Origin of the sequence: Variovorax sp. UC74_104 (assembly GCF_044055375.1) — a bacterium.
Classification (GTDB): Bacteria; Pseudomonadota; Gammaproteobacteria; order Burkholderiales; family Burkholderiaceae_C; genus Variovorax.
The window spans coordinates 5,667,583-5,680,565 of sequence record NZ_CP171978.1; the positions used below are offsets into that span (position 1 = coordinate 5,667,583).

The following is a 12,983-nucleotide window of genomic DNA, read 5'->3' on the forward strand; positions in this document are numbered from 1 at the left end:
TGTTCGGTGCGTCGGGTCCGGGCGGCGGGCGCGCTCAGTGCGGCGGCCCGTAGGCGCGGCCGAGGTTCTTCTGCTGGGTGAGATAGCCCATGCGGCCGATCAGGTCCTCGAGCTGCGGCTTGATGAGCCCCGACACCTCCGCCTGGTCCGAGCGGATGCGCTCCAGCAGATAGAGCACGTGCTCGACCTGCTGCGCATCCAGAGACTCGTGCGGCTCGATGGCGCGCAGGCGATCCACCATGGCCGAGCAGCGTTCCTCGAGCGCGGGGAGCCGGCCCCATTCCTTGGCATGCGCCAGCACGAGCATCGACGCGATGGTCGCAGCCAGCTCTTCGTAGCAATAAACGACCTCACTGCGGAATGCCATGTTGTCTTGTTTCTCTTTAGGTTGCATTTCAGCTGCGGGCCCGTTCGTCGATCTCCCGCCAGGCGGAAGCGATGTTCTCGAGCAGGCGGTCGGCCTCGTCCAGGGCCTGCGCGTCGTTGTGCAGGTTGGCGCGGAACAGCCGCTGCACGACGTAGTCGTACAGCGCCGACAGGTTGCCCACCAGTTCGGCGCCGGCCTCGCCGGCCGCATCGGCGTCGAGCGCGGCCTTCAGGCCGTTGTCGACGATGCCGATGGCCTTGGAGATCGCGTTGCCCTTGGCCTCGATCTCTCCCGTCGCCATGTGGTGGCGGGCCATGGCGATGGCGGTCTTCGCGCCATCGAACAGCATCACGATGAGCTGGTGAGGCGACGCGCTCATCGCGCTGGTCTCCACGCCGAGGCGCGCATAGGCGCCGGCACCGGTTCGCATGTTGTGGGGGGTGTACATCGGCTGGTGCTCCGGGTTCCGCGTGTCCTGCGTCCTACTTGGACTGCTTCGACATCGCATCGAACTGCTGCGTGAGGTAGTTCTTGGTGTTGTTCAGGTTGTTGATCAGCACGTCCAGGGCGTTGAACTGCTTGCGGTAGCGGTCGACCGTGGCGTCCACGCGCATCTGCATCGCGTCGTACTGGGTGTCGAGTTCCTTGATGGTCGCGGTCACGCCGTCGCTCGCCACCTTCAGGGAGCCCTTGGTCACGTCGTCCACCAGCGCGTCGATCTGCTTGCCGTAGCCGGCCGTGCTGCCGGTGGCGCTGGAGAACAGGTTCGCCACGCCCTTGAGGTTGTTGGCGAGGGCCTTGTCGAGCTTGTCCGAATCCACGGCCAGGGTGCCGTCCTTCTGGAAGGACACGCCGATCTCGGTCAGCACCTTCATGTCGTTCGTGCCGCCGGCCTGCGGCGTGATGAGCGCCTGGCGGATGCGCGTCTGCAGGTTGCGCAGCGTGCTGTCGCCCACCAGCGCCGCGGCCGTCTTGGTGTCGGCGTCGTAGGCGGTCAGCGTCTTGGCGGTGCTCTGCAGGCTGTTGTAGGCCTTCACGAAGTCGTTGATCGCCGTCTTCGCGCTGGCCGTGTTCTCCTTCATCGAGAGGCCCGTCTTCCCGGTGCCCACCAGCGTCAGCGTGGCGCCCTGGATGGCTTCCTTCACGGTGTTGGTCGAGCTCGTGATGTCGATGCCGTTGACGTTGAGCTTCGCGTTCTGCGCCGCCGAAGTCTGCTTCAGGTTCTGCGCGCCGGCGGGGTCGTTGTTCAGCAGGCCCTGCAGCGCCGCGTCGCCATCGACCGCGATGCGCATGCTCGACTTCTCGCCGGTCTGCGTGGAAGTCAGCACCAGCCGGTTGGGCGTGCCGCTGCCGTCGTTCACGATGCTGGCGGTCACGCCCGCGTTCGCGCCGTTGATGGCACTGCGAATGCCTTCCAGCGTATTGTTGGTCGAATCGATGGTGATCGACTTGGCGGGCCGGCTCGCGTCGGCGGTGAAGGTGGCGCCGCTGTACTGGCCGGTTGCCGGGTCGAGCGTGCCGCCGGCGATGGCGCCGAAGTCGATGGTGATCTTGCCGGTGCCGATGGCGGCCTTGGCGTCGGCCTGCCCCGCGCTCACCAGCGTCTGCGACTGCGCGATCTGCGTCACGTCGATGGTGTAGTTGCCCGCCGCGCTCGTGTCGGTGGCGGCTGCCGACAGGATGCCGCTGACCGTGGGCGTGCCCGTCACGCTCTGGAAGAACGTCGGGTCGCCGAGCTTCTTGGCCGCCGCCTGCAGCGTGGCGAGCGCGCTCTGGACCGTGCCGTAGGCCGACAGCTTGCTCGTGTAGCTCTTGGCCTTGGCCTGCAGCGCCACCATGGGCTGCTTCTCGGCCGTCTCGAGCTGCGTGAGCAGGGAGGCGAGGTCGAGATTGGCGCCGACGCCGAGGCTGCTGATGGTTGCCATGTGGTTGCTTTCCTGTCTGTCCTTGATTGAGATTGCCGATGCCCGGGCGCAGGCCTCAGGCCGCGTGGTCCACCAGCAGTCCGTTGCCGTCGTTCATCAGCTTCGCGATGCGCACGACTTCCTCGTTGGGAATCTGGCGGATGACCTCGCCGCTGGCGCGGTCCACCACCTTGACGATGACCATGTCGGTCTCCTTGTCGACCTCGAACCGCAGGCCTACCTCGCGCAGCGCGAGCGACTCGTTCACCTGCCGCACCGCCTGCTCGACCTGCACCGGCGTCGCAGCCTCCTTCGCGTCGTCCTTCTCGGCCGTGGCGGCGCCTGCCGCCACGGCACCCGCGGCACCGCCGACGAGCAGCTGCGTCCACTGGTTGTCCTTCACGGAATTCGCCGACACGGGGTTCAACATCTTTTCCACCTTGATGTGCTGGGTTCGCTGTCCTCTGCGGCCTCGCCCGCGGGGGCATGGCCGCAGAGGACAGCGCAGGCGCTCCCGGCTCGCGCCGAAGGCCTGCGTCGGCCGGACCCCATCCCAAGGGAGGGGCCCGGCTTTTCTCCGACTTCTCAGGTCCTTTCGATCAACGCAGGAGCGACAGCACGCCTTGCGTGGTCTGGTTGGCCTGCGACAGCACCGAGGTACCGGCTTGCTGCAGGATCTGGGCGCGCGTCATGTTCGACACTTCGACCGCGTAGTCGGCGTCCTGGATGCGCGAGCGCGACGAGGACAGGTTGACGACCGTGGTGCCGAGGTTGGCGATCACCGAGTCGAAGCGGTTCTGCACCGCACCCAGGCTGCCGCGCAGCGTGTCGACCTTGGCCAGGGCTGCGTCGAGAGCGGCCAGCGGGTTGCTCGTCTTGGTGCCCTTGCTGGTCGTGTCCGTGGTCAGCTTGCCGGCGGAGTTGACGTATGCCACCGCGCCCACGTCGGCTGCGTACTTGCCCGTGCCGGTCGTCGAGGCCACGGTCACTTCGCCGTTGACTGCGTTGACGTTGTAGCTCGTGGTGTACGACGCGGTCTTGGTCATCTCCTTGTCGTTGTCCATGTACGTGTCGCTGGACTGGCCACCGGCAGCTGCGAACGTCACGGTCGAGGCGAAGATGCCCGAGCCCAGGTTCACCGTCGAGGCGGCGCCGGCAACGGCGGTCTTCACGTCGTCCTTCGACACGGTCTTCGTGTAGGTGAAGCCCGAGTTGGCGGCGGCGCCGAAGTCATAGCTCGTGCCGTTGAGCTTGATGCTGGATGCGCTGGCGGTCGTGTCGCCGCTGGCGAACAGGCCCGACAGCGTGGCGGCCGGGGGAGCACCGACGTTGTTGGTCGTCAGGTTGCCGCCCGAGAGGTAGGCTGCCTGGCCGCCGATGGTGATCGCGCCGGCGCTGTCGACTTCGAAGTTGGTGGTGCCGCTGACACCCGTGAAGGTGCCCGAGAACTTGTTGCCGGCGGTCGGCAGCAGCGTGCCGGCGAAAGCCGTGGTGGGAGCACCGGTGGCAACCGCGACGGTGGTCGTGAAGTTGCCGGCGGCTGCGTCGTACTTGTAGGTGGTCGCGCCCACGACAGCCGTGTTGCCGTCCTGCATTGCGTCGACGGCCTGCTCGGCGGTCACCTTGGCGAAGCTGGTGGTCACGACGTACGGGCCCGTGCCGGTGGCGCCGGCCTTGGTCAGGTCGTTGACGTTGGCCTTGGCGTTGGCGGACACGCCCTTGCCGTTGACGTTGAAGCCGTCCAGGCCCAGGGTCTTGGCGCTGATTTCCTGCAGGTCGATGTCGATGGTTTCGCCATCGTTCGCGCCGACTTGCACGGTCAGCTTGCCGGCGTCTGCCGACAGGACCTTCACGCCGTTGAACTGGGTCTGCTGCGAAACGCGGTTGATTTCGTCCATGCGCTGGCCGATTTCAGCCTGGATCGAGTCCAGGTCGCTGGCCGAGTTCGTGCCCGTGCCGGCTTGCACGGCCAGTTCGCGGATGCGCTGCAGGTTGTTGTTGACTTCGGTCAGGGCGCCTTCCGTCGTCTGGGCGATCGAGATGCCGTCGTTGGCATTGCGGGTGGCTTGCGTCAGGCCCTTGATGTTGGCCGTGAAGCGGTTGGCGATGGCCTGGCCGGCTGCATCGTCCTTGGCGCTGTTGATGCGCATGCCCGAAGACAGGCGCTCGATGGCGCTGTTCAGCGCCGACTGCGACTTGTTCAGGTTGTTCTGCGTGAGCAGGGAGAGGCTGTTCGTATTGATGACTTGCGCCATGTTCGACTCCTGATTGATGAAAAAAGGTTGTGGACTCCGGCTTTCGGCCGTAACGCTGGACCCGCTTCCACTTAGAGACTCAAGCCATCGTTGACTTGGTTATCGGCGGACCCCCGAGACACCTTTAGGGGCATGCGGGAAAAAGTTGCACGGCCCCCGCCACATCACCTTTGCATCGCTCAGGCCTGCAGGTTCATCACTTCCTGGTAGGCGGTCACCAGCCGGTTGCGCACCTGCAGCCCGGTCTGGAACGCGACGTTCGCCTTCTGCAGGTCGACCATCACGTCGTTGAGCGCGACGCCGGGCTTGCCCAGCTCGAAGGACTCGGCCTGCGCATAGGCCTGCTGCTGGGCGCCGCTGATGTTGGCGAGCGAGCGCTTGAGTTCGGCCGCGAAGCCGCCGGCCTCGGCAGGCGCTGCGGCCGACGGCCCGATGCCCGTCTGGACCGCGGTGGTCCGCATCTGCTGCAGGACCGATTCGATGGCGCTGATGGACATGGTGATCCTCTTCCTCTTGTTTGTCTGAACACTTCCGCGTGACTTGACACGGAGGAGCGAAGTCCTCCGGCTGGCCTGCAGCGTATCAAGGGAAGACCCCGATTCAAGCGCGCAACTGAGGGCGAAAACCCCGGCTGTTCGACCATTCGAATTCCGGGTGACTGCTGACAATCGTCCGCGAAACGAACAGGCCGTGGACGACATCACCGGCCATCCGGAATGAAATCTCTACATCGAAATTCCTCTCCCAGCATGGCAACGGCCGCGAAGAAGAAGGTGCATCCATGAGCACGGCTGCGCCCGCGGGCGCGCTGCCCGCGGCAGACAACGGCGCCGCCCCGGCCTCGCTCCTCGAACGCATGCGCGCGCAGCCCCGGCTGCCGCTGATCATCGGCGGCGCGGCCCTGGTGGCCGCCGCGGCCGCGTTCACGCTCTGGAGCCGCGGGCCCGACTACAAGGTGCTCTATACCAATGTGTCGGACCGCGACGGCGGCGCGATCATCGCGTCGCTGCAGCAGATGAACGTGCCCTACAAGTTCGCCGAGGGCGGCGGCGCGATCCTGATCGCGGGCGACAAGGTGGCCGAAACGCGCCTGAAGCTCGCGGCCCAGGGCCTGCCCAAGGCCGGCGGCGTGGGCTTCGAACTGATGGACAACCAGAAGTTCGGCACCAGCCAGTTCGCCGAGCAGATCAACTACCAGCGCGGGCTCGAGGGCGAGCTGGCGCGCTCCATCGAATCCATCGGCGCCATCGAGTCGGCCCGCGTGCACCTGGCGCTGCCCAAGCCGTCGCTGTTCGTGCGCGAGCAGAAGAAGCCCTCGGCCTCGGTGGTGCTCGCGCTGGCGCGCGGGCGCGGCATCGACGAAGGCCAGGTCAGCGCCATCGTGCACATGGTCTCCAGCAGCGTGCCCGACCTCGACGCCAAGAGCGTCACCGTGGTCGACCAGCGCGGCAACCTGCTGTCTTCCGCGCGCGGCACCGACCGCGGGCTGGACGTGAGCCAGCTCAAGTACACGCAGGAGATCGAGCAGGGGTACATCCGCCGCATCGAGGCGATCCTGCAGCCGATCGTGGGCGCGAACAACGTGCGCGCGCAGGTGGCGGCCGACATCGACTTCTCGGTGGTCGAGCACACCGACGAGAAATACAAGCCCAACCAGGACCCGTCGCAGGCCGCCGTGCGCAGCCAGCAGAGCAGCGAGTCGGCGCAGCACGGCGGCGGCCAGCCCGGCGGCGTGCCCGGCGCGCTGTCGAACCAGCCGCCGGTGAACCCGACCGCGCCGATCACCGGCCCGCGGGCGCCCAACGCACCCGGCACGCCGCCGGCCCCGGGAACGCCCGGCGCACCGGGAGCACCGGGAGCCTCCACCGCCTCGACTGCAAGCACCGCCGCAACCGGTCCGAGCAGCACGCGCAAGGACACCACCACCAACTACGAACTCGACCGCACCATCCGCCACGTGCAGCAAGCCGCCGGCGGCGTGAGACGCCTGTCGGTCGCCGTGGTGGTGAACAACCGCGACGCCCTCGACGCGGGCGGCAAGGCGACGAGCCGCGCCCTCACCCCGGCCGAGCTGGAGCAGATCCGCAACCTCGCGAAGGAAGCCATGGGCTTCAGCCAGGACCGCGGCGACTCGCTCAACGTGGTGAACAGCGCCTTCGCACGCGATGCCGACAGCGGCCCCGCGCCCGAGGTTGCGTTCTGGCGCGACCGCGAGAACATCGAGCTCGCCAAGATGGCCGGCCAGTACCTGCTGTACGCGCTGCTCGCGCTCTTCGCCTGGTTCGCCGTGCTGCGGCCGCTGATGCGCAAGCACCTGGCGCCGCCGCCCGCGCCCGTGGTGGCTGCCCCGATCGCCGACGCCGAGGCTCCCGCCGAGCCCGACCCGAATGCACCGTCGCCCGACGAGAGCCTGCGCGAACGCGAGGCCAACCGCCGCAGGGCCGACATGGAATACGCCCACCAGGCCGCCGACAAGGATCCGAAGATGGTCGCGGCCCTGATCCAGCACTGGATGAACAACGATGAGTAGCGAACAGGGAACCCGCAAGAGCGCCATCCTGCTGATGGCCCTGGGCGAAGACCGCGCCGCCGCCGCGCTGCACCAGCTGCCCACCTCCGAGGTGCAGGCGCTGGGCCTCGCGATGTCGAAGCTCAGCTCCGTCTCCAAGGACGAGCTGGCCGCGGTGCTCGCCGAATTCCGCCAGGAAACCGAGCAGCTCTCGGCCCTGCACCTGGGCTCGACCAGCTACATCCGCGCCGTGCTCAAGAAGGCGCTGGGCGACGACCGCGCGAGCAACCTGCTGGAAGACATCCTGCAGCCCGACGAGCCGCGCGGCGGCATCGAGCGCCTCAACGAGCTGGAGGCCGGCGAAGTGGCCGAGCTGATCCGCGACGAGCATCCGCAGATCCTCGCGACGCTGGTCGTGCACCTGGACCGCATGAAGGCCTCGGAAGTGCTCGAGAAGCTGCCGCCGCGCCTGCGCCACGACGTGATCATGCGCGTGGCCACCTTCGGCGGGGTGCAGCCCTCGGCGCTCAACGAGCTGACCGACGTGCTCACCGAGATGCTCGCCGGCCAGGGCGTGCGCCGCAGCCGCCTGGGCGGCGTGCGCACCGCGGCCGAGATCGTCAACCTCATGAGCACGAGCGTGGAGGAAGAAGCCATCGCCCACGTGCGCGAGCAGGACGAGGCGCTGGCCCAGCGCATCGTCGACGAGATGTTCGTGTTCGAGAACCTGCTGGGCCTGGAAGACCGCAGCATCCAGCGCCTGCTCAAGGACATCGAGAGCGACTCGCTCATCATCGCGCTCAAGGGCGCGCCGATGGAGCTGCGCGACAAGTTCCTCAACAACATGTCGCAGCGCGCCGCGGAAACGCTGCGCGAGGACATGGAGCTGCGCGGCCCCGTGCGCGTGTCGCAGGTCGAGACCGAGCAGAAGGCCATCCTGCAGGTCGCCCGCCGCCTTGCGGAGGCCGGCGAAATCGTGATCGCAACGCCTGGCACCGATGAGTTCGTCTGACACCACCGCCAGCGCCTTCGGCGATTCGCGCGAGCGCCTCGCCGCCATCCACGCCGCCGCGCGCCATGCGGCCGGCGGCCCGAGGGTCGCGCGCCCTCTGCCCGCCGCAGTGAACCCGCCAGCGCTCTCCGCATGGGAGCGCTGGGAGATGGGCACCATCGACGGCAGCCCGAAGCCATCCGCTGGCCGCAAGGCCGCCGAGCGCAGGAACGCGCCGCTCCAGCCAACCCAGCCGCCCCAGCCGAAGATCGACCTGGCCGACCTCGCGCGCATCCGCATGGAGGCCCGCATCGACGGCGAGGCGGAGGGCCGCGCCGCGGGCCTCGCCACGGGCCTCGCGGAAGGCCGCAGGACGGGCCACACCGAGGGCCTGGCCACCGGCCTCGCCGCCGCCAGCGCGCATGCGGAACGCCTGCGCGCGCTGGCCCGGTCGCTGCCCGACGCGCTGCGCCGCGCGGAAGAAGAGCTTTCCAGCACCGTGCTCGCGCTCGCGCTCGACGTGGCGCGCCAGGTGGTGCACCGCACGCTGAAGGCCGAGCCCGAATGGGTGCTGCCCGTGGTGCGCGACCTGCTCAACACCGAGCCCGCGCTGCGCGGCGAGCCGCGCCTGCTGCTGCATCCCGACGACGTGGCGCTGGTGAGAAGCAGCCTCGGCGAGGAGATCGAGGCCGCCGGCTGGCAGGTGCGCGCCGACGACGCCATCACGCGCGGCGGCTGCCGCGTGCAGTCGGCCACCGGCGAGCTCGACGGCACGCTGGAGACGCGATGGAAACGCGTCGCCTCCGCGCTCGACGGCGACGCCGACGGACAACCGGCCGAGGCACCGTGACGAGCATGCAGGCCCCCACCGCAGACGCCGCGACCGCCGCCCCCAACCCGCACCTTCAGGCGGTGCTCGGCACGCTGGAGAAGGCGCGCGCCAGCATCGCGCGCTGCGAGACCACCATCGCCTCGGGCCGCCTCACGCGCGCCGTGGGGCTGGTGCTGGAGGCCGTGGGCCTGCAGCTGCCCGTGGGCAGCGACTGCCTGATCGAGCTGCCGCCCGGCCATCCGCAACGGCATGCCGAAGCCGAGGTGGTGGGCTTCGCCGGCGATCGGCTCTTTTTGATGTCGCAGACCGAAGTCGCCGGCCTGCTGCCGGGCGCGCGCGTGTACGCACGGCCCGGCGCACCCGAGCCCGACGAGAAGGGATCGACCGGCAACGCCCACACCAAGCGCCTGCCCGTGGGCGAAGGCATGCTCGGCCGCGTGGTCGATGCGGCCGGCCGGCCACTAGACGGACTGGGCCCGCTCGACGTGGCGCGCAAGGTGCCACTGAGCTCGCCGCCGGTCAACCCGCTGTCGCGCGCGCCCATCGACTCGGTGCTCGACGTTGGCGTGCGCGCCATCAACGCGATGCTCACCGTGGGGCGCGGCCAGCGCATGGGCCTGTTCGCCGGCTCCGGCGTGGGCAAGAGCGTGCTGCTGGGCATGATGGCGCGCTACACCAGCGCAGAGGTCATCGTGGTCGGCCTGATCGGCGAACGCGGCCGCGAGGTGAAGGACTTCATCGAGAACACGCTGGGCGAGGAAGGCCTGGCCCGCGCGGTGGTGGTGGCGGCGCCCGCCGACAACTCGCCGCTGCTGCGCCTGCAGGGCGCGGCCTACGCGACCTGCCTGGCCGAATACTTCCGCGACCGCGGCAAGGACGTGCTGCTCATCATGGACTCGCTCACCCGCTACGCGATGGCGCAGCGCGAGATCGCGCTGGCCGTGGGCGAGCCGCCCGCCACCAAGGGCTATCCGCCATCGGTGTTCGCCAAGCTGCCCGCGCTGGTGGAACGCGCCGGCAACGGCGCGCGCGACGCGAACGGACGCGGCGGCTCCATCACCGCCTTCTACACGGTGCTGTCGGAAGGCGACGACCAGCAGGACCCCATCGCCGACTCGGCGCGCGCCATCCTGGACGGCCACGTGGTGCTCTCGCGCACGCTGGCCGAGGCCGGGCACTACCCCGCCATCGACATCGAGGCCTCCATCAGCCGCGCCATGACCGCGCTGATCCCGTCCTCGCAGTTCGACACCGTGCGCCGCTTCAAGCAGATGCTCTCGCGCTACCAGCGCAACCGCGACCTCATCAGCGTGGGCGCCTACGCGCCCGGCCACGACCTGCAGCTCGACCAGGCGATCGCGATGTACCCGCGCATCGAGGGGCTGCTTCAGCAGTCGATGGACGAGCGCGCGGGCTACGAGGAGTCGATCGCGCACCTCGAGAGCCTGTTCGCGCCCGACGCACGCGCCCCCTCAACGCAAAAACTCCAGAAGACATGACACGCAAGCTCCCCCTCGGCATGCTGATCGACCTGGCGCACACGCAGACCGACGACGCCGCCCGGCGCCTGGGCGCGCTGCAGAACGCGCACCTCGATGCCCGCCAGAAGCTCGAACTGCTGCTGCAGTACCGACAGGACTACCACGACCAGCTCGACGCCCTGATGCGCGACGGCCTGGCTTCCTCGCAGTGGCGCAACTACCGCAACTTCCTCGGCACGCTGGACGGCGCCATCGAGCAGCAGCGCGCCATCGCCGCCCAGACCGAGAGCCGGCTGGACCACGGCCGCACCGACTGGCAGCAGCAGAAGCGCCGCCTGAGCTCCTTCGACACGCTGGCCGAGCGCGTGCGCATGCAGGAAATGATGGCCGAGGCCAAGCGCGAGCAGCGCGACAGCGACGAGCGCGCCGCGCGCAAGTTCTTCGACCGCGCCTCGCACCCGACGCTTTGAGCCACGCCGACCGAATCTCCACGCAGGAACCGACATGACTTCCATGATCACGCCCCCCGTCATGACGAACGCCGCCGCCCAGCCAGCGGCGCAGGCCGGCACGCGCAGCCGCGCCGCCGACGAGGACCAGGGCCGCAGCTTCGGCGCGGCGCTGGAGCGCTCGCGCTCGAACAACACCGGCGAAGCCGCGCAGGAAGGCCCCCAGGACGCCGCCGCGCTGGACCGCAAGCCAACGCGCAAGCCCGACGCGGACGAAGACGCGAAGGACGACGGCACCTTGCCCGCCGACCCGAACCTCGCATTTCTCGCGCCGCCGAACTCGCCGCTGCATGCGCTGACCCTCGCGGGACGCGCCGCCCGGAAACAGGGCGGCGACGGCGCGGCGGATGCAACTGCCGCCGCTGCGGCGACCGCCACCACGGCGAAGGACATTGCACTGGACCCCGCCCTGCAGGCTCCCGCCACGAAGACGCTCGCCGGCGATGCGGCCACCACGGCCATCGATGCCAAGGCCGTCCCAGAAGCCGCAGCCGCCGCGAAGGACGCCGCCGCGAAGCCCGCGACATCGGAGGCATCGGCGCTGCCCGGCACCCAGGCCTCCGCCGCGCAGCCCGACGCCGCCCAGGCCACTTCGCTGCACGAACTCGCCCGCGCCGCCATCGCCGCGCAGACCATGAGCACAGGTTTCGCGAAGCCCGCATCCACGCCCGCCGGCGCCCCCGTGGGCACCGCCGCGATCGGCCGCGCCGCCGGCTCTCGCGCTCCCATGAGCGCGACCACCGCCGAACAGCTCGCGAGCGCCGCGCAACCCGCAGCCGCCGCCGACGCCCAGGCCGACAAGGCTGCCCTTGCCGTGGTGACTGCCGCGGCCTCCGGCAGCGCAGACGGCGCGGACAGCCAGCCCGCCGTGCCGCCCGCCGCGCTCCAGCAGCCGGCGCCGGCGACGACGGCTGCGTCGGAGCACGCGAGCGAGGCAAGCGCCACGGCACGCACTTCCGTGCACACCATCGCCCCCGAAGTCGGCAGCGACAAGTGGGCACCGGCCCTGGGCCAGCACCTGGCGCGCATGAGCACCAGCGGCAGCCACACGGCGGAGCTCAACCTGAACCCCGCGGGCCTCGGCCCGCTCAAGGTCACGCTGTCGATGGGCGACAACCAGGCGCAGGCCATGTTCGTCTCCGCGCACGAGAGCGTGCGCAAGGCAGTCGAGGCCGCGCTGCCGCAGTTGCGCAACTCGCTGTCGGAGCAAGGCATCACGCTGGGCCAGGCATCGGTAGGCGCGGAGACGCGCCAGCCCTTCGGCAACGGCGCCGCGTTCGCGCAGCAGCAGGGCCAGCAGCAGCACGGCGCAGCCCGGCAGCAGGCTGCATCGTCCTACCCCGGGGCGGACCGCACGGTCGCAGGTGCGTCGGCGGCCACGGCAGCCGTGCGCCCGGCCGCACCCGACCACGCACGCTCCGGCGTCGACACCTTCGCCTGAGGCCCGCCAACTCACGCCACACCTTCGCCCCGCGCGCAACGAGGCCGCCGCCCGCCCGGCGCCTTGCAATGAATGGATATGAAACGCCTTTGTGCGCTTGTTCGGCCGTTCGTCCGCGCGGGACTTCGCAAAGAATAGATCGGACAAGAAAACCGCTTCACCATGGCTCCCCCAACAACTGTCGCAACCGCCTCCCTGCCGGCCCCGGCCCGCTCATCGAAGCTGCTGATCTGGATCGTGGTCGCCGTCGGCCTCGCCGCGGCAGCCGGTGCCGCCGCCTACTTCCTTCTTCCCCGCTTCACGGGCGGCGGCGCTTCCGCCGCCGAGGCGCCCAAGCCGTCCGCGCCCGAAAAGCCCATCTTCGTGATGCTGGACCCGCTCACCGTCAACCTGCAGGCCGAGGGCCGCAGCCGCTTCCTGCAGATCGGCATGGCGCTGCGCGTGCGCGACGAGCGCGCCAAGGCGCAGATCGTCGAGTTCATGCCCGAGTTGCGCAGCCGCCTGCTGGTGCTGCTGTCGAACCGCCCGCCCGAGTCGCTGGTCACGCCCGAAGACAAGGCCAAGCTGGCCGGCGAGATCCGCACCGCGCTGAACGCGCCGCTCACGCCCGAGACGCCCGAGCTGGGCATCTCCAGCGTCTCGTTCAACATCTTCGTCGTGCAGTGAGCACCACGTCATCTTTCTCCGGACGACA

13 protein-coding genes are annotated in these 12,983 nt (G+C 69.5%); 7 read left to right on the top strand and 6 right to left on the bottom strand.

Translation table 11 applies throughout. From position 1 onward, the window contains the following. Window positions 1–34 precede the first annotated feature (34 nt). The 6 genes from ACHMXA_RS26540 to fliE form a co-directional block, all read right to left on the bottom strand. Complete coding sequence (locus tag ACHMXA_RS26540; RefSeq protein WP_218088050.1) at window positions 35–367, bottom strand: flagellar protein FliT; 333 nt, start codon at window positions 365–367, stop codon at window positions 35–37. A 28-nt stretch (window positions 368–395) separates the two neighbouring features. After that, the gene (fliS, locus tag ACHMXA_RS26545) at window positions 396–815 is read right to left on the bottom strand and encodes a flagellar export chaperone FliS (protein WP_176662968.1); all 420 of its coding nucleotides are present in this window, start codon (window positions 813–815) and stop codon (window positions 396–398) included. Window positions 816–849: 34 nt separating this feature from the next. Beyond that, complete coding sequence (gene fliD, locus ACHMXA_RS26550) at window positions 850–2,292, bottom strand: flagellar filament capping protein FliD (RefSeq protein WP_395316971.1); 1,443 nt, start codon at window positions 2,290–2,292, stop codon at window positions 850–852. Window positions 2,293–2,347: 55 nt separating this feature from the next. After that, window positions 2,348–2,701: a flagellar protein FlaG gene (locus ACHMXA_RS26555; protein WP_395316972.1), complete on the bottom strand. Its 354-nt coding sequence runs from the start codon at window positions 2,699–2,701 to the stop codon at window positions 2,348–2,350. A 169-nt stretch (window positions 2,702–2,870) separates the two neighbouring features. Next, complete coding sequence (locus ACHMXA_RS26560) at window positions 2,871–4,526, bottom strand: FliC/FljB family flagellin (RefSeq protein ID WP_176662971.1); 1,656 nt, start codon at window positions 4,524–4,526, stop codon at window positions 2,871–2,873. Window positions 4,527–4,705: 179 nt separating this feature from the next. Then, window positions 4,706–5,023, bottom strand: coding sequence for a flagellar hook-basal body complex protein FliE (gene fliE, locus ACHMXA_RS26565; RefSeq protein ID WP_395316973.1), 318 nt, complete (start codon window positions 5,021–5,023; stop codon window positions 4,706–4,708). 284 nt (window positions 5,024–5,307) lie between these two features. Between fliE and fliF the strand changes: the two genes are divergently transcribed. From fliF to fliL, 7 genes are all read left to right on the top strand, one after another. Continuing rightward, complete coding sequence (fliF, locus tag ACHMXA_RS26570) at window positions 5,308–7,056, top strand: flagellar basal-body MS-ring/collar protein FliF (RefSeq protein WP_395316974.1); 1,749 nt, start codon at window positions 5,308–5,310, stop codon at window positions 7,054–7,056. Then, on the top strand, window positions 7,049–8,047 hold the full coding sequence (gene fliG / locus ACHMXA_RS26575; protein WP_176662974.1) for a flagellar motor switch protein FliG: 999 nt from the start codon (window positions 7,049–7,051) through the stop codon (window positions 8,045–8,047). Before fliF ends, fliG begins: the two co-directional genes overlap by 8 nt. Next, window positions 8,034–8,876 carry a flagellar assembly protein FliH gene (gene fliH / locus ACHMXA_RS26580; protein ID WP_395316975.1) on the top strand — a complete coding sequence of 281 codons (843 nt, stop codon included), beginning with the start codon at window positions 8,034–8,036 and terminating at the stop codon, window positions 8,874–8,876. Before fliG ends, fliH begins: the two co-directional genes overlap by 14 nt. A gap of 5 nt (window positions 8,877–8,881) precedes the next feature. Then, entirely contained in the window at window positions 8,882–10,357 is a 1,476-nt protein-coding gene (gene fliI / locus ACHMXA_RS26585; protein ID WP_395316976.1) for a flagellar protein export ATPase FliI, read from the top strand. Next, on the top strand, window positions 10,354–10,809 hold the full coding sequence (fliJ, locus tag ACHMXA_RS26590) for a flagellar export protein FliJ (protein WP_176662976.1): 456 nt from the start codon (window positions 10,354–10,356) through the stop codon (window positions 10,807–10,809). Before fliI ends, fliJ begins: the two co-directional genes overlap by 4 nt. Before the next feature lie 34 nt (window positions 10,810–10,843). Then, window positions 10,844–12,289: a flagellar hook-length control protein FliK gene (locus ACHMXA_RS26595; protein ID WP_395316977.1), complete on the top strand. Its 1,446-nt coding sequence runs from the start codon at window positions 10,844–10,846 to the stop codon at window positions 12,287–12,289. Between the two features lie 162 nt (window positions 12,290–12,451). After that, complete coding sequence (gene fliL, locus ACHMXA_RS26600; protein ID WP_176662978.1) at window positions 12,452–12,955, top strand: flagellar basal body-associated protein FliL; 504 nt, start codon at window positions 12,452–12,454, stop codon at window positions 12,953–12,955. The last annotated feature ends 28 nt before the right edge of the window (window positions 12,956–12,983 follow it).